Origin of the sequence: Streptomyces sp. NPDC002884, from assembly GCF_040295245.1 — a bacterium.
Lineage (GTDB): Bacteria > Actinomycetota > Actinomycetes > Streptomycetales > Streptomycetaceae > Streptomyces.
The window spans coordinates 401,602-418,524 of the sequence record NZ_JBEOVB010000001.1 but is presented as its reverse complement, the minus strand read 5'-3'; the positions used below and the strand labels follow the sequence as shown (position 1 = coordinate 418,524).

The 16,923-nt window shown below is 69.6% G+C and carries 12 protein-coding genes and 1 pseudogene; 6 read left to right on the top strand and 7 right to left on the bottom strand.

From position 1 onward, the window contains the following. Positions 1-202 precede the first annotated feature (202 nt). Positions 203-6,661: an RHS repeat domain-containing protein gene (locus ABT070_RS01850; protein WP_351753229.1), complete on the top strand. Its 6,459-nt coding sequence runs from the start codon at positions 203-205 to the stop codon at positions 6,659-6,661. A 7-nt stretch (positions 6,662-6,668) separates the two neighbouring features. Here the strand turns inward: ABT070_RS01850 and ABT070_RS01845 are convergent, their stop codons facing one another. From ABT070_RS01845 to ABT070_RS01835, 3 genes are all read right to left on the bottom strand, one after another. Next, entirely contained in the window at positions 6,669-8,840 is a 2,172-nt protein-coding gene (locus ABT070_RS01845) for a hypothetical protein (protein WP_351753227.1), read from the bottom strand. Then, positions 8,837-9,277, bottom strand: a complete 441-nt coding sequence (locus ABT070_RS01840; RefSeq protein WP_351753226.1) for a hypothetical protein — start codon at positions 9,275-9,277, stop codon at positions 8,837-8,839. The genes ABT070_RS01845 and ABT070_RS01840 overlap by 4 nt, the downstream gene beginning before the upstream one ends. Before the next feature lie 121 nt (positions 9,278-9,398). After that, the gene (locus ABT070_RS01835; protein WP_351753224.1) at positions 9,399-9,554 is read right to left on the bottom strand and encodes a hypothetical protein; all 156 of its coding nucleotides are present in this window, start codon (positions 9,552-9,554) and stop codon (positions 9,399-9,401) included. Here ABT070_RS01835 and ABT070_RS01830 point away from each other — a divergent pair. From ABT070_RS01830 to ABT070_RS01820, 3 genes and pseudogenes are all read left to right on the top strand, one after another. Further along, complete coding sequence (locus ABT070_RS01830; RefSeq protein WP_351753222.1) at positions 9,553-9,921, top strand: PH domain-containing protein; 369 nt, start codon at positions 9,553-9,555, stop codon at positions 9,919-9,921. The two genes, ABT070_RS01835 and ABT070_RS01830, sit on opposite strands and share 2 nt — an antisense overlap. A 209-nt stretch (positions 9,922-10,130) precedes the next feature. Further along, entirely contained in the window at positions 10,131-10,631 is a 501-nt protein-coding gene (locus ABT070_RS01825) for a hypothetical protein (protein ID WP_351753219.1), read from the top strand. Positions 10,632-10,795: 164 nt separating this feature from the next. Next, a pseudogene (locus ABT070_RS01820) lies at positions 10,796-10,912 on the top strand (DUF397 domain-containing protein); the annotation flags it as partial. Here the strand turns inward: ABT070_RS01820 and ABT070_RS01815 are convergent. Beyond that, positions 10,896-12,065 (bottom strand): steroid 3-ketoacyl-CoA thiolase, encoded by a 1,170-nt coding sequence (locus ABT070_RS01815; RefSeq protein WP_351753216.1) that lies wholly within the window; start codon positions 12,063-12,065, stop codon positions 10,896-10,898. The pseudogene ABT070_RS01820 and the gene ABT070_RS01815 overlap by 17 nt on opposite strands. Positions 12,066-12,238: 173 nt before the next feature. On the opposite strand from ABT070_RS01815, the gene ABT070_RS01810 reads away from it, so the two are divergent. Continuing rightward, complete coding sequence (locus tag ABT070_RS01810) at positions 12,239-13,474, top strand: cytochrome P450 (RefSeq protein WP_351753212.1); 1,236 nt, start codon at positions 12,239-12,241, stop codon at positions 13,472-13,474. A 50-nt stretch (positions 13,475-13,524) separates the two neighbouring features. Here the strand turns inward: ABT070_RS01810 and sigJ are convergent, their stop codons facing one another. Further along, a complete protein-coding gene (sigJ, locus tag ABT070_RS01805) occupies positions 13,525-14,454 on the bottom strand; it encodes an RNA polymerase sigma factor SigJ (RefSeq protein WP_351753209.1) in 930 nt (309 codons plus the stop codon). A 152-nt stretch (positions 14,455-14,606) separates the two neighbouring features. On the opposite strand from sigJ, the gene ABT070_RS01800 reads away from it, so the two are divergent. Next, entirely contained in the window at positions 14,607-15,275 is a 669-nt protein-coding gene (locus tag ABT070_RS01800) for a carboxymuconolactone decarboxylase family protein (RefSeq protein ID WP_351753207.1), read from the top strand. A gap of 41 nt (positions 15,276-15,316) precedes the next feature. On the opposite strand, the gene ABT070_RS01795 is transcribed toward ABT070_RS01800, so the two are convergent. Together ABT070_RS01795 and ABT070_RS01790 are read right to left on the bottom strand one after the other, a co-directional pair. Beyond that, positions 15,317-16,081, bottom strand: coding sequence for a YoaK family protein (locus ABT070_RS01795; protein ID WP_351753204.1), 765 nt, complete (start codon positions 16,079-16,081; stop codon positions 15,317-15,319). 111 nt (positions 16,082-16,192) lie between these two features. Further along, positions 16,193-16,609: an aggregation-promoting factor C-terminal-like domain-containing protein gene (locus ABT070_RS01790; RefSeq protein WP_351753201.1), complete on the bottom strand. Its 417-nt coding sequence runs from the start codon at positions 16,607-16,609 to the stop codon at positions 16,193-16,195. Positions 16,610-16,923: the final 314 nt, after the last annotated feature.

The window sequence follows — 16,923 nt, the reverse complement described above, 5'->3', positions numbered from 1 at the left end:
GGGCAGCTCGCTCGACGGGCTGCCCCTGCCCCGACGTCTGCGCACGGCTCCGAACCCTTCTCGACATCTTCCTCAAGACCTTTCTTGAGACCTCTTTCGAGACCTTTTTCGACAGGACCGGGGAAAAACGATGATCTTTGGCAGGGGCACCTCATATTGGCGAGGGGGTGGTGCCGGCCGGCACCACGCCGGTCGGCTGCTGATGCAGTCGCTGGCCCTCGCGCTCGTCGCACCGCTGGGCGCGGCGCAGCTGGCCCAGGCCGCGGAGACCTCCGGCCTGGGGCGGCCCGACGTGCCCAAGTCCCGGGTGAGCAAGGTCGAGACGGTCGACGGCCTCGGCGCGAAGGAAGCCCGGAAGCGGGTCGCCCAGGAAAACAAGGCCAACAAGGCGCAGGCCGACCGGGCCCTCACGGAGCGGAAGGCGGCCTGGCCCGGCCGGGGCGAGGCGAAGCTCGTCCTCACGGGCGGCAAGCCGGGGAAGGCCGAACCGGGCGGAGTCCCGGTCACGTTGGCGCCGTCGTCCGGGGACAAGCCCGCCGTGGCGGGCACCGCGCGCGTCACCGTGCTGGATCAGAAGGCCGCTCGCGCGGCAGGCGTCACGGGTGTGCTGCTGACGGCCGGGGCGGACACCGCAGGCAAGGCCGAAGTAAGCGTGGACTACAGCGGTTTCGCCTCGGCCCTGGGCGGCGGCTGGTCGCAGCGGCTGCGTCTGGTGCAGCTTCCCGCGTGCGCCCTGACGACCCCTGGGAAGAGCGAGTGCCGCACCCAGCGTCCGCTCGTGTCGGAAAACGACCTCGCGCACCGGTCGGTCTCGGCGAAGGTCAGCATCACCGAGTCCGCGGACGGTGCGTCGACCCAGCTCATGAAGGCCGCGGGCAGTGCGGCCCCGGCCGCCACCGTACTGGCCGTCACCGCCACCGCGGCCGGGTCGGGGGAGTCGCCCAAGGGCACCGGCAACTACTCGGCCACCCCGTTGTCGGATTCCTCGTCCTGGGAAGGGGGCGGCAGTTCGGGCGCGTTCACCTGGTCGTACGACTTCACGCTGCCGCCCGCGGCGGCGGGTCCGCTGCCACCGCTGTCGCTGTCGTACGACTCGGGCAGCGTCGACGGCCGCACGGCCACGTCCAACAACCAGGGCACGTCGGTCGGTGAGGGGTTCTCGCTCACCGAGTCCTACATCGAGCGCACCTACGGCTCGTGCGACGAGGACGGCCACGAGGACATCTCGGACCTCTGCTGGAAGTACGACAACGCGCGGCTGGTGCTGAACGGCAGGTCGACGCGGCTGGTCAAGGACGACGACGACGGTCAGTGGCGGCTGGAGGGCGACGACGCCTCGAAGGTGACGCGGTCCACCGGCGCGGACAACGGCGACGACAACGGCGAGTACTGGACCGTCGTCACCGGCGACGGCACGAAGTACGTGTTCGGTCAGAACAAGCTGGACGGCGCGGACACGCAGCGCACCGACTCCGTGGCGACGGTCCCGGTGTTCGGCGACGACTCGGGTGAGCCGGGCTACGACAAGGGCGACGCCTTCGGGGACCGCGCGCTCACCCAGGGCTGGCGGTGGAGCCTCGACTACGTCGAGGACCTGCGCGGCAACGCGGCCACCTACTGGTACACGAAGGAATCGAACTACTACAAGAAGAACAAGGCCGAGACCGCCAACGCCTCCTACATTCGCGGCGGTTACCTGGGCCGGATCGAGTACGGCCTGCGCAAGGGCGCCCTGTTCACCGACAAGGCGGACGCGAAGGTCACCTTCGGCTACGCCGAGCGCTGCACCGCCGCTGACTGCTCCAGCCTGACCAAGGACACCGCCGACAACTGGCCGGACGTGCCGTTCGACGCGATCTGCGCCAAGGACGACGACGAGTGCAAGGCGGTCGGCCCGGCCTTCTTCTCCCGCAAGCGGCTGACCGGGATCGACACCTTCTCCTACAACGCCACCTCCGCCGCGTACGACGCGGTGGACTCCTGGGACATGGTCGGGCAGTACCTGGACGGCGGAGACATCGGCGACAGCTCCGACCAGGTGCTGACCCTGAAGTCGCTCAAGCGGACAGCGAAGGCGGGTGCCACGAGCGTCGCGCTGAACCCGGTGGCGTTCACCTACCAGATGCGGCCGAACCGCGTCGACGGCACGGACGACATCCTGCCCCTGACCCGGCCGCGGATCTCCACCCTCGTCTCGGAGACCGGTGCGATCACCACGGTGACGCTGTCGGCGGCGGAGTGCGTGCGCAGCCAGGTGCTGGGCGCCGCCCCGGACAGCAACACCCGCTCGTGCTATCCCCAGTTCTGGCACATCAACGGTGGCGAGGACGCCTCGATCGACTGGTTCCAGAAGTACCGGGTGCTGGCCGTCGGCGTGTCCGACCCGACAGGCAACAACGAGGCGGTCGAGCACGCCTACTCCTACAGCGGTGCCGCCTGGCACCACAGCGACGACCCGTTCGCTCCGAAGGCCGAGCGGACCTGGTCGGAGTGGCGCGGCTACGCCCAGGTGACCGCGTGGACCGGTGCGACGGGCGTGACCCGTTCCCGGACGGTCTCCCTCTACCTCCAGGGCATGGACGGTGACGAGAAGAGCGACGGCACCCACAAGTCCGTCTCCGTCGCCCCCCTGTCGACGCCCGCTCTCGGGGCCCCCGCCATCACCGACAGCGACCCGTACTCGGGGCAGTTGCGCGAGCAGGTCACCTATGACGGATCCACGGCGATCTCGGCGACGGTGAACGACCCCTGGTCGCAGGAGACCGCCCGCCAGAGCGTGCCCGGCGCCGGTGACCACGTCGCCCGCTTCGTCCGCCCGCAGAAGGTGCACACCTACACCTACCTGACGGCCTCGCAGACGTGGCGCGAGCGGCTGACGAACACCTCCTACGACAGCTACGGCATGCCCGTCACGGTCGACGACTCCGGGCAGGTCGGCAAGGCCTCGGACGAGACCTGCACCCGCACCTGGTACGCCCGCAACGCCGACATCGGCCTCACCGGCCTGACCTCCCGCACCCGCACGGTGGCCCGCGGCTGCGCGACCGCGGACGCCTCCCTCGCCCTGCCCGCGACGATGAACCCGGCCGCCCCCGAGCGGGGCAGCGTGCTCTCCGACGTGGGCACCGTCTACGACACCGCGAACGCCACCACCTGGTCGGCGACCCAGAAGCCCACCAGGGGCCTGGCGACCTGGACCGGCCGCCCCACCGGCTACACCGCCACCGCCGACGCGGCCGGCGACCGGATCCCGTCCGGCTGGCAGACGGCCACCACCACGACGTACGACACCCTGGGCCGCACCCTCAAGGTCATCGACTCGGTGGGGAACCCCACCAGCACCGCCTACACGCCCGTGGACGCGGGACCGCTGACCAAGACCATCACCACGGACGCCAAGACGTACAACACGGTCACCTTCCTCGACCCGCGTCGCGCGGTGCCACTGCGCACCTATGACGTCGGTCTGAAGAAGACCGAGATGGCCTACGACGCCCTCGGCCGGCTCACCGACGTGTGGCTGCCGAACCGGACGAGCGGCAGCCAGACCCCCAACCAGAAGTACGCGTACCACACGGACGACGCCAAGCCGTCCTGGGTGTCGACCTCGACGCTGAAGAAGGACGGCGAGACCTACAAGACCACCTACACGATCTACGACGCGCTCCTGCGCCCCCTGCAGACCCAGTCGCCCACACCCGAGGGCGGCCGGCTGCTGACGGACACGCGCTACGACACACGGGGCCTGGCCTACGAGACGTACGCCGACATCTTCGACACCACCAGCACGCCCAACGGCACGTACACGCGGGCCGAGTACGGCGAGGCGCCTCAGCAGACGGGGACGGTGTTCGACGGGGCGGGCCGCGTGGCGACGAGCACCCTGTACATCTACGGCATCAAGAAGTGGGCCACGGGAACGAGTTACACGGGTGACTCGGTCGCGACCACGGCCCTGGAGGGCGGTTCGGCGCAGCGTACGATCACCGACGTCCGCGGCCAGGCGACGGAGACCCGCGAGTACGCGAGCACGAGCCCGGCCGACGCCTCCTACGGCGGCAGCGCCGGCGCCTCGTACACGTCCACGAAGACGGACTTCGCCCTGGACGGCAAGAAGCTGACGCTCACCGGTCCCGACGGCGCCAAGTGGTCCTACGTCTACGATCTGTTCGGCCGTGAGGGCATCAGCACGGACCCGGACAAGGGCGTGACGCTCACCGAGTTCGACGCCCTCGACCGTCCGGTCAGGACGACGGACGCGCGCGGCACGGCCGTCGTGACCGAGTACGACGTTCTGGGCCGCATCACCGGTACCTGGAAGAGCTCCAAGACCGATGCCAACCAGCTCACCGGTTTCGTCTACGACACCCTCCTCAAGGGTCAGCTCACCTCCTCCACCCGCTACGTCGACGGCAAGGCGGGCGCGTCCTACACACAGGCCGTCACCGCCTACGACAGCCTGAACCGCCCCACGGGCACCCAGCTGCAGCTGCCGGACAGCGACCCGTTCGTGAAGGCGGGCGCACCCGCCACGCTGGAGTACGAGACGGGCTACAACGTCGACGGCAGCAAGAAGTTCAGCCGTGAGCCGGCCGTGGGCGGACTGTCGTCCGAGATCGTCGACTACGGGTACGACGACGTGGGCGACGTGACCTCGGTCGGCGGCGCGACCGGGTACCTGCTGGACGCGGACTACTCGGCGCTGGCACAGCCGCAGCAGTTCACCCTGGGGACCGGCGGCACCGGCAACAAGAACGTCTACGTGGCGAACACCTATGAGGAGGGCACGGGCCGCCTGACCGGCAGCCATGTCACCGACCAGACCCACGGCTACATGTTGCAGGACCTCACTTACACCTACGACCAGACCGGCAACGTCACCGCGATCAGCGACCCGACCCTCCTGGGCGGCACGGGCTCCGCGGACACCCAGTGCTTCACCTACGACGGCCACCAGCGCCTGACCGAGGCCTGGACGCCCGCCTCGCAGAAGTGCACCGACACCAAGAGCGCGTCGAGCCTGTCGGGGCCGGCCCCGTACTGGTCGACCTACGAGTACAACAACGCGGGCCAGCGGACCAGTGAGACGGTCCACAAGAGCACCGGCGACACCAGGACGACGTACTGCTACCCCACCACCCTCACCGCCCAGCCGCACACCCTGACCGGCACCACGACCAAGACGGACTGCGCCACCCCGGAGCGTTCCTACAACTACGACAAGTCCGGCAACACATGGCACCGGCCCGGCGCGAGCGGGACCCAGACCCTGGAGTGGTCGGCCGACGGCAAGCTGAGCAAGCTCACCGAGGGCGGGGTGGCGACCGACTACCTCTACACCACGGACGGAACCCTGCTGATCCGCAGCACGCAGAACGGAGAACGCGTTCTGTACACAGGCGCCACCGAACTCCACCTCCGCGCCAACGGCACGACCTGGTCCCAGCGTTACTACGGTGCCGAGGAACTGACGGTCGCCGTCCGCTCCAACCAGTCGGGCACCAACAAGCTCACCTACCTCACGGGTGACCAGCACCAGACCTCGACGCTGGCGCTCAACCCGGACACCGGCCAGACCTTCACCAAGCGCTACACGACCCCCTTCGGCGCCGACCGCGGCACGACGTCGAACGGACCCTGGCCGGACGACAAGGGCTTCCTGGGCAAGACACGGGACGCCACCTCGGGCCTGACCCACATCGGCGCCCGTGAGTACGACACGTCCATCGGCCAGTTCATCAGCGTCGACCCGCTCCTGGAAGCCGGCGAACTCCAAGCCATGAACGGCTACACGTACGCGGTGCAGAACCCGCTCACCCACAGCGACCCCACCGGCCTGGGCCTCGCCTGCGGCGGCAACGGCGACGACACGCCCTGCCCGACCCGCCCCGACGGCACCCCCGGCAACGGGCGCCCCAACGAAGCCGTCGACTATTCCAAGCCGCAGACTCCCCACCCGTGCAACAGCAACTGCGGCACGGCCAACGGCGACACGTGGACGCGACAGGACGAGTTGGGCCGTCGGGCCGCGGCCGCCTACCGCGAGCAGCTGGTTCTCAACCCGGAGGTCATCCTCAACCCCAACGCCACCCAGCTCACGGCCATGTGGTTCATGGGCGTCACGCCGTCCGCCTACTACTTCGACGAGAACGACAAGATGACCCGGGCCGTCCAGGATCACATCTGGATGCAGGTCGTGCGCACGTTCCTCTCGCACCGCAAGAACACGAAGATAGGGCAGACCATCAAGGGGCTCGACTACAAGACCAAGTACGGCGCGGCCATGAACGACCTTCCCCTCAAGGGAATGATGGTGGGCGAAGTGTCCGACGCCCTCATGCAGCTCGCCGGTGACAACGACCCGGACACGGCGGCGGGCGCCACCCGCGCGGTGCTCGGCTCCTTCAACATGAAGGCGACCGTGACCGGCTACAACAGGCTGAACCGGCGCGGAACGGTGCAGTTCGAGATCACACAGAAGATGACCGTCGAGTCACTGACCCGTGGCGTGTCGAAGGAAGGGTACGAGAGCGGAGCGAAGGACCCGATGGCGTCGGGCATCTCCAACGCCGCCCGCGCGGTCTTCCCCGGCGGCCAGAAACCGTTGTCGATGACGTTCCGATGGAGCGAGACCGTTCCCATGCCGGCGCCCGGCCGGTAGGAGCGGATCACTCCGGCGTGCTTCTCGCGGCCAGCCGCTCCTGGAGCCGCGCGTGCCGGAACTGGTAGACGGGGCCCGTCGCCCGCAGCAGATTGCGGCGACGGGCGTCCTCCAGGAAGTGCATCAGCCGTACGGGGGTGCCCTCCTCGTGGTGGAGCTGTACGGCGGTGAGGGCGGTGGCGACGGCGAGGTTGCCGACCATGGCCGAGGTCGCGCCGGTCCACAGGAAGGCCGTCAGCCCGAACTCCGCCCCCCGCAGCCAGAATGTGGACCAGGCCACCATGGGGCCGATGTACAGCGCGAGGGCGAGGCCGGTGAGCAGCCCGAGGAAGAGGCGCAGCCCTATGTGGTGCCGCCACACGTCACGTGGGCTCACCGACCGGGTGTCCACGACCGGAGGCCGGGCGAAGTCCTCACGCACCTTGTCGTAGAGTCCCGCGCCCGCGGAGAGGAAAGGCGTGAAGGCGATGATCTCGTAGCCCCGCCCCGTGACCAGCACCTCGCTGAAGCCGAGCGGCAGCGTGACCAGATACCAGAACCAGTACGGCGGGGCGTTGTCGACCACCAGTGGTATCACCCAGACGAGACCGGTGCCCACGAACAGCCACTGGGTGATGCCCGCCCTGACCGTCCTCCGGGTGAAGATGTCGCGCCAGCCGGCGCTCGACAGCGGTTGCGGGACACTGCGCGCGACGAACTGGACGGCCATCATGTAGCCGCCCACGATTGCCGCGGCGGCACCGAGCAGCACTGTCGGGAGGGACGGAGTCAGGCTCCAGGCCATGATCACGCCTGGTGGCCCGCACACCACCGTGGAGACGATCCACACGGCGATCATCCGCGGCCGGTGGCCCGTCCACCCGGGAATGTGCCACCAGCGCAGATCGCGCGTCCCCTCCAGGGTGAGCCGGGCGGCGATGTACCGGAGCGTGCGTTCGGCCGTCCTGACGGAGTAGCGCGGACGGGGGTGCCCCGGGCGCCGGGTGTAGGCGGCGACGACCGCGTGGTCCAGGAGATGGTTCTCGACGGCCGCGGCGGTGGGGAAGCGGGCGGTGTCGAGCAGTTCGTCGACGGGGTCGTCGTCGCCGTAGACGTCGCGGAGCAGGGCGATGGCGAGCGGTCCGGCGAGGGCGGCGGCGAGCGGTCCGGTCTCCGTGAGGAGCCGCCCGGTGAGCTCCTGCCAGGCCGGGGACGGAGCGGAGGGCAGCCGGTTCAGCAGATATCCGGCCGCGTCGGCGGGCCGGACCGGCTGGATCTCCACCGCGAGGGCGCCGCCCAGCCGCGCCTTCTTCGCGGTGAGCACCGCTTCCCTGGCCCGCGACACCAGCACCAGCCGGAAGGGCGCCGTCTCCAGCGCGCCGACCATGGCCCCGCGCAGTCTCCCGGTGACCTCGTCGAGGCCGTCGAGGAAGAGGGAGATACGCCCCTGTTCGAGCAGCTGCCGGGCACGGGCGCGTCCGCCCTTCCCGTGGAACAGCGTGTACTCGCGGCTGAGCCGGTCGGCGGCCCAGTCGGCGGCGGTGTCCTCGCCCGGGTTCCACCCGTCGAGGGAGAGCAGCACGGGGACGGGCACGCGGGCCCGGTCCGCGGGTGCGGCCCGCGCGGCCCGATGGGCGAGCGCGTCGAGGAGCAGCAGCACGGCGGCGGCGGTCTTCCCGGCGGCCGGCGGCCCGACGAGCAGCAGTCGACCCGAAGCCAACCCGCCGTAGACGGCATGCAGTTCGGGCAGCCCGCCACCCCCACGAATCCGGTCCCGGGTGGCCGTCCCGAGCCCCGGCAACGGCTCGAACCGCGCCCGCCCCGCTCCCTCACCCGTCGCCCCGACGACCCGACCCGCCACCTTCCGCTCACTCACCCGCCACCGCACGGGCAGCGGCGCGGGTTCGAGCAGTCGCCGCAGCCCGGCCTCCTCCTGCCACTGGGCGCCGACGACACGGGCGAGTTCGTCGGCTGTGGTGTCGAGGGCGTCCTCGGGGGCGGCCGGAGCGAGGTGGTGATGAATGTGCTGGGTGTTGTGGTCGCCGACCTGAAAGGCGGTGGGCCCATGGAAGACGTTGCCGGAGACGGAGTGTCTGTGGCCGGATTCCCCGTCACCGGAACTCGTGCCACGGGAATCCGTGTCACGTGCATCTCTGTCGCCGGGGCCCGGCGCGACGCCGCCGGGATCGGGGTCGGTCATCCGCCGGACCCGAAATGGTTCTCCTGCCGGTTGTGATCGCCGGTCTGGACAGCGGTGGGCCCGTGGAAGGTGTTCCCGCCCACGGATCCGCCCTTGGCCCCGTCACCGGCGCCGAACTCCCGGGTCAGCTGGACGAGTTGCTCGACCAGCTGGTCCCGCTCCTCCTGCGCCAGGGCTTCGAGCAGCGAGGCGAACTCCCCTTGCCACAACACCGCGTGCACCGCCCGCACCCGTTCCCGGTCGCCCTCGGCGACGGCGTCCAGCGCGGCGGCGGTCCGGTCGAGCCGCTCGATCGTCTCCCGCTCGGCGTCGACGTTCCCCCGTCCGACGAGCCGGGCGCACCGAGCCCTGAACCAGGTCCAGCCGTCCGACCCGGCCGACTGCACGACGGCCATCCCCCCACCGGCCGCAGCCGCGGTCAACGCCTCGCTCAGCATGTTCCGTCCCCTCCCCGTGGCCACCGCCACCCCGGCCCGCTGAGTGCGCGCACGGGACAAAACGCATGGTACAGACGGCAGTTGGGGGCAACGGAGCGTTCTGATCACCGGGAGGGGAGAATCACAGGATGGGCGGCAACACGAGGTTCGGCAACACGAGGCTCGGGAGCACGACGGCCGGGAGTACGAGGACCGAGAGTACGAGGACCGAGAGTACGAGGGCCGGGAACACGATGATCGGGAACGCGAGGTTCGGGAACGCGAAGACGTGGATCATGCGGCGGACGCCGGTCTTCTGGCTGACGCTCTCGGCACTGTCGTGCGTGGGGCTGTTCCTCACGTGGTTCTGGGGAGCGTGGTCCGGCGGCCTGGACGTGGCCGAGACCTGCGCGCTCCTGAAGGGCCAGAAGTACGACGACGCCTACCGCACGGAGCACTGGCGCGAGCCGTCACAGGTCTTCCCGCTGCACAACAAGTGCAACGCCTCGTACGACCTCGTTCCGGCCTGGATCAACCCCACCCTGGTCGTTCTGGCGCTCCTCGCCGTGGGCTCCCTGATCGCCGGCGTGTGCCTGCTGACCGCCGCTGCCCTGAGGGCGATCACCCGCTACCGCTCAGGCGCCCGCCCGACTCCGCTGCGCTGAGCCGTCCGGGGCGGGGCGAGGGTCGGTCGTGGGGATCCCGGGACATCACGGGTCCAGGTAAGCCAAGCTGGTCGTCACGGACGGGGCGGGGGACGGGTTCGTGGGCTGCGGGTCGCCGCGTATCAACGAAGGCTGAGGTTCTCGCACATCAGCCGGGCCGTCCTCCTGATGGATGCTGCGGGATTCCACGGGATTCCATGGGGGTGGACATGCGTCGCTGGGAGAAGGCGTTACTGACGGTCGACCGGGTCTTGGGGACAGGTGAGCCTCCTTCCCGGCTGGAAGTGGCGGCGGCTCGCCATCCCGTGCGCGTCGGGGCAGCGAGCGGAACTCTGATGGCGCTGGTGATCGCTGCGGCCTTGTCCGGCTTCGACGATCCCGTGATTCTGTCTCAGGCGGCCCTGATCGGTGCGGGGCTGGGGCTGCTCGGATGGGCGGTGTGCCGTAATGCCCGATGGCTGCATGCCCATTACGCGAGGACGGGCAGGTACGAGGAGGTACGGCAGAAGGCGCAACAGGCAAAGCCTCTCTCGCGGCGCGCGATGAGTCTGCGGATGCTCGGCGCGTGGGTGGTCACCTCGGGGATGTTCTGGCTGATAGCTCCTCTTCAGGACATTCCAAGGGGCTGGCTGTGGTCTCCCGCTTTCGGGGCCGGGCTCCTGGCGATTACCTGCGCGACTTCCTGGCTGATACAGAAACTTTCTCGCTGACCCACATCGAAGCTTGGCCGGCTCTCGGTGAACTGATCGCCCAGGCCGGTCGGAGCGACGATGCGGAGGTCAGGGAGATCGGCGAGGAACTTGCTCGCAGTTGTCGGGGGTTGTTGCCCTGAAGTGCGGAGCAGCGCACTCGAACCACACTCGCCGGGACCCTCGCCACCGTCGCCGTCCGCGACTCCAAGACCCCGGCGGGCCCGATCTTCACGATCGAGCCCGCCGCGTTCTCGACGTTCCTTGCCTGGGCCGGTGGTGGCGCTACAGGCGCTGAATGATCGTGCCGGTTGCCAGTGCGCCGCCTGCGCACATGGTGATTAGGGCGAACTCCTTGTCCGTGCGCTCCAGTTCGTGGAGGGCCGTCGTGATGAGGCGGGCGCCCGTCGCGCCGACGGGGTGGCCGAGGGCTATCGCTCCGCCGTTGACGTTGACTTTCGACAGGTCCTGGTCGAAGACCTTGGTCCAGCTCAACACCACGGACGCGAAGGCCTCGTTGATCTCGACGATGTCGATGTCCTTCAGGGACATGCTCGCCTTGCCGAGGACGGCGCGGGTCGCGTCGATGGGGCCGTCGAGGTGGAAGTGCGGGTTCGCGCCCACCAGGGCCTGGGCGACGATCCTCGCCCTCGGCTTCAGTTTCAGCGCGCGGGCCATGCGTTTCGACGCCCACATGATCGCCGCCGCGCCGTCCGATATCTGGGACGAGTTGCCGGCCGTGTGGATCGCCGTCGGCATGACCGGCTTCAGGCGGGACAGGGCGTCGAGCGAGGTGTCGCGCAGGCCCTCGTCGCGGTCGACCAGGCGCCACATGCCCTGGCCGGCCGCCTGTTCCTCCTCCGTCGTCGGGACCTGGACGGCGAACGTCTCGCGCTTGAAGCGTTCCTCCGACCAGGCTGTCGCCGCCCGAGACTGTGACAGCACGCCCAGGTCGTCTACGTCCGACCGGCTCAGCCCCCGGTGGCGCGCGATGCGTTCCGCCGCCTCGAACTGGTTCGGGAGGTCCACGTTCCACTCGTCCGGGAACGGTTTGCCGGGGCCGTGCTTCGAGCCCGAGCCGAGGGGGACGCGGGACATCGCTTCGACTCCGCAGCTGATGCCCACGTCGATGGCACCGGCCGCGATCATGTTCGCTGTCATGTGCGAGGCCTGCTGCGAGGAGCCGCACTGGCAGTCGACCGTCGTCGCGGCCGTCTCGTACGGGAGGCCCACGGTCAGCCAGGCGGTGCGGGCGGGGTTCATGGACTGTTCGCCGGCGTGGGTCACCGTGCCGCCGACGATTTGCTCGACCGCGTCGGCGGGGATGCCGGTGCGGCCGAGGAGTTCGCGGTAGGTCTCGCCCAGGAGGTAGGCGGGGTGCAGGTTGGCGAGCGCGCCGCCGCGCTTGCCGATGGGTGTGCGGACTGCTTCCACGATCACGGGTTCGGCGGCCATGGGTGCGGATCCCTTCGGAACTAGTACGTGTTCTAGTTCTTCGCTGTGTGCAGTCTGCTTACGTGATGTGCGTCACCGCAAGGGTCTTGCAGGCTCGAGGGTCCTGAACTACCTTCACCGCATCTATTTCTGATGAACCGTCAGATCGCATCGTCAGATGGCTGGAGCCGCCGATGCCCTGTCCAGCGCTTCCCGACGGGTTCGACTTCACCGATCCCGACCTGCTGCAACACCATGTGCCGCTGCCGGAGTTCGCCGAGTCGCGGCTCGCAGAACCGGTCCGCTGGATCCCTCAGACGGGCAATGTGGCCGGTTTCCAGGACGACGGCTACTGGGCGGTGACCCGGCACGCCGACGTCCGGTACGTATCGACCCACCCCGAGATCTTCTCCTCCTACCTCAACACCGCGATCATCCGGTTCAACGAGCACATCGAGCGGGATTCGATAGACGCTCAGCGGCTCATCCTGTTGAACATGGATCCGCCCGAGCACACGCGGGTGCGGCAGATCGTGCAGCGCGGGTTCACACCCCGGGCCATCCGGGCGCTGGAGGAGCGGCTGCGCGACCGGGCCACGGCGATCGTCGACCGCGCCCGTGCGCAGGACGGCTCCTTCGACTTCGTCACGTCCATCGCCTCGGAGCTGCCCCTGCAGGCCATCGCCGAGCTGATCGGCGTACCCCAGGACGACCGTTCCAAGATCTTCGACTGGTCCAACAAGATGATCGGGTACGACGATCCCGAGTTCGCCATCACGGCGGAGGTCGGGCAGCAGTCCGCCGCCGAGATTCTCGCGTACGCCATGAACATGGCCGCCGAGCGGAAGCAGTGCCCCGCTCACGACATCGTCTCCACGCTCGTGGCCGCCGAGAACGAGGGCAACCTCAACTCCGACGAGTTCGGGTTCTTCGTGCTGATGCTGGCCGTGGCCGGGAACGAGACCACCCGGAACGCCACCACCCACGGGATGCACGCCTTCCTCACCCATCCCGAGCAGTGGGAGTTGTACAAGCGGGAGCGGCCGGACACCGCCGCCGAGGAGATCGTGCGCTGGGCCACGCCCGTCATCGCCTTCCAGCGGACCGCCACCCAGGACACCGAACTCGGCGGGAAGCTGATCAGGAAGGGTGACCGGGTCGGGCTCTTCTACTCCTCCGCCAACCGCGACCCCGAGGTGTTCGAGCGGCCCGACGAGTTCGACGTCACCCGGGATCCGAATCCGCACCTCGGGTTCGGCGGCGGCGGGCCCCACTTCTGCCTCGGCAAGTCACTCGCCGTGCTCGAGATCAACCTCATCTTCAACGCCATCGCCGACGCCCTGCCCGACCTGAGGCTCGTGAGCGATCCCCGGCGGCTGCGGTCGGCCTGGATCAACGGGGTGAAGGAGCTGCGGGTCAGCGCGGGGTGAGAGCCGCCGGGGGAGGTGGGTCGCGGCTCGATCGGTCCCGACGCCACGGCTCACCTCCACGGGCGGAGCTTCTCGGGGTTGCGTACGGCCCAGATGTGCGTGATCCGGTCGTCCGCGATGTCGAACGCGTAGACGGTCACGACGACGCCGTCCTGCCGGGCGACCAGGCCGGGCCGGCCGTTGACGGTCCGCTCCAGGATCGTCAGGTCGGCCAGCCTGTCGACGAGATCGACGAGGCCGCGCGCGAGCTGCCCGGCGTCTTCGAGCGGGCGGCGCACGGTGGTGGCGAGGCCCCCGCCGTCGCCGGTCGCCATGACGTCCGGGTCGAGGAGGCCGATGAGGGCCTCGATGTCCTTGGCTTCCCAGGCCCGCTTGAAGTTCCTGACGATGCCGGCCTGCCGGCCGGTCGGAGGTGTGGGCGGCTGCGCGGCGCGGATGCGCCGGCGGGCCGAGGAGGCCAGCTGACGGCAGGCCGCCGGTGTGCGGCCGACGATGTCGGCGACTTCGGCGAACGGGTAGCGGAAGACGTCGTGCAGGACGAACGCGACGCGCTCGGCCGGGGTCATGGATTCGAGTACGACGAGGAAGGCCATGTCGATCGACTCGTCGAGGGTGACGCGGTCGGCCGGGTCGACGGTCGTGCCGCCCGACCGGCCGCCTGACCACTCCGTGGGTTCGGGCAGGGGCTCGGGGAGCCAGTGGCCGACGTAGTTCTCGCGTCGGGCCCGTGCCGAGTTGAGCAGGTTGAGGCAGATGCGGCCGGTGACCCTGGTCAGCCAGGCGCCGGGGGATTCGATGGCTCGCTGCTGCCGCGGGGACAGGGTGTACCAGCGGACGTAGGTCTCCTGCACGGCGTCCTCGGCTTCGGCGAGGGAGCCGAGGAGCCGGTAGGCGAGGTTGATCAGCTGCCGCCGCTCGCCCGTGATCGCGCTCAGGCACGGGTCGGACCGGCCGTCTTCCGGCTGGGGCGGTGTGGTCATGGTGTCGCCGGCTCCCTCGGTCGCGTCTGTCCTCACCACTAAGACAAGACAGCGCCCCCGAACGTGACATCGGCACCCCACCTCACATTCCGAGCGCCTGCGTTGTCGGACCGGTGAGACATCCATCAGGACGAAGGAAGGACGACCTCGCCATGTCCACGTCTACGACGACCGACACGACGACGACCGACCCGACGACGACCGACCCGACGACCGGCGCGCCGACCGATGCGGTGGGTGCCGCGACGGCGACCGACGCGACGACGGCCGCGACGCCGACCGACTCGACGAGTGACGCGACGCCGACCGACGCGACGACGGACGGTGCGGCGGGGGAGCAGGGCGGCATCCGGTCGCGGCTGCCCGACCTCACCCACCTCTTCCCCGAGCTGTCCAAGCTCTCCGGAGCCGTGCGCGGCGCCGTCTGGAACGGGCCGGTTCCGAAGACCACCATCGGCCTGATGCTGTACCGCGCCGCGCAGATCGTCGGCAGCACCTACCACGCAGTGGCGTTGACCGGCCAACTCCGTAAGGCGGGGGAGACCGAGCAACGCATCACCGCGGTGGCCACCTGGCAGGGCGCCCCCTACTTCACCGACGCCGAACGGATCGCACTGGAGCTCGTGGAGGCGGTCCTCACCCCGAACCCGTACGCGGAACGCGTTTCCGACGAGCTGTTCGCCAAGGCGTCCGCACTCTACGACGAGGAGCAGCTCTGGACGCTCACCATGGCGATCGGCCACTTCAGCCTGTTCGTCCCGGTCGCGCTCATCGCCAAGCCGATCCCCGGGAGGCCCATCGGGAAGAACTACAGCGAGTAGCGCCGCACCCGATCACTCCGCCGGCCGCCTGATCACTCTGATCACTCCTTGCCGGACACCGTCAGGGCCAGGACCGCCGATGTCGTCGCGGCCAGCAGCAGCGGGATCGCCAGGTCGTTGTGGAGGACCAGGACCGCGCCCAGCACCGCGCCCGAGAACATCGCGGCCACGGCCGCCGTACGGCGTGGCGAGCGCCGGCCCGTGCCGCCGCCCGCCCGGGAGTCGGAGGCCAGGCCGGTCAGGGTCATCGTCACGACGGTGGTCGTGGTGAGGTCGCGCACCGCCAGTCTGCGGACGGTCGCGTTGCGCAGGCCCATCGCGAAAGCGGTCAGGGCGATGATCGTGTAGACCGTGGCCGGGGCGTCGTCCGCGGTGACGGACGCCACGGCCGCGGCTACGGCCAGGAGGAGCGCCTCGGCGGTCAGCATGACGCGGGCCGGTGTACGCGGTGAGGTGTCGCCCGTCCGCCGTGCGATCCGGCCGCCGGTGGCCGCGCCCACCAGGAAGCAGGCGAGCGAGGTCGCTGTGTGGGGGACCGAGAAACCCGGGGCGCCGGCGGCGGCGAAACCGAGGACGACGACGTTGCCGGTCATGTTGGCGGTGAAGACATGCCCCAGGCCGAGATAGGTGACCGCGTCGATCAGGCCGCTCATGGCGGTCAGTACGAGGAGGACGGGGACCAGGCGGACCCCGCGTGCCTCCGGGGCCCGGGAGGGTTCTGAGGGCTCCGAGGGCTCCGAGGGTTTTGGGGGTTCCGGGCGCTCCGGGGGCTCCGGGGGCTCGGTCGGGCGGTCGGTGCCGGTCATCCGCTCAGTGGAGCACGGCGAGGTGAGGAAACGCCGAAGGCGGCGGCCCCGGGGATCGGGGGCCGCCGCCTTCGACGGTACGGGGGCGCTTGTTCAGCGCGGTGGCGTGGCTCAGTACCAGCCGTTGGCCTGCCAGAAGTTCCACGCGGCGACCGGGCTGCCGTAGCGGGAGTTCATGTAGTCCAGACCCCACTTGATCTGGGTCTTGGCGTTGCTCTTCCAGTCGGAACCGGCCGAGGCCATCTTGGAGGCGGGCAGGGCCTGGACGAGGCCGTAGGCGCCGGAGGAGGCGTTGGTGGCGCTGACGTTCCAGCCGCTCTCGTGCTTCACGATGTTGGAGAAGGCCTTGTACTGAGCCGCGTCCGGGATCATCTTGTGCGCGATCGCCTGGGCCTGGGAGGCGGAGGACGTCGTCGCGGCGTGGGCGGGGGCGGCGGACAGCGCCATCCCCGCGGTGGCGGCGGCGACGGCGATGCCGGTGAGGGCCTTCTTCGGGGAAGCGATGCGACGGATGACGGAGACGGACACGGAGAACCTTTTTTCTTCGGGGACGATGGCGGTCGCTTGCATGCCGGAGTCACGCGGTGCGTGGCCGCACCGTGTGGTTGCGGTGGGTGGCTGCATGCCGTGGTGCCGAGGCCCGTGGGCTCGTCGGCACCCTGCGACGTCATCCAGAGAAACAGGATCGAGCGCCGTCCGCAAAGACCCCTTTTGCTAGTTGTGGTCGTATTCGGGGAGTCGGCGCTTCGTGTGAGCTGGCTCTCAATGCCCAGGTCAGAGCTCATAATGGCATGGGCATGGCGTCCGTTTTGTCCGACTAGGTCGGGTAGTAGGTGATGTGA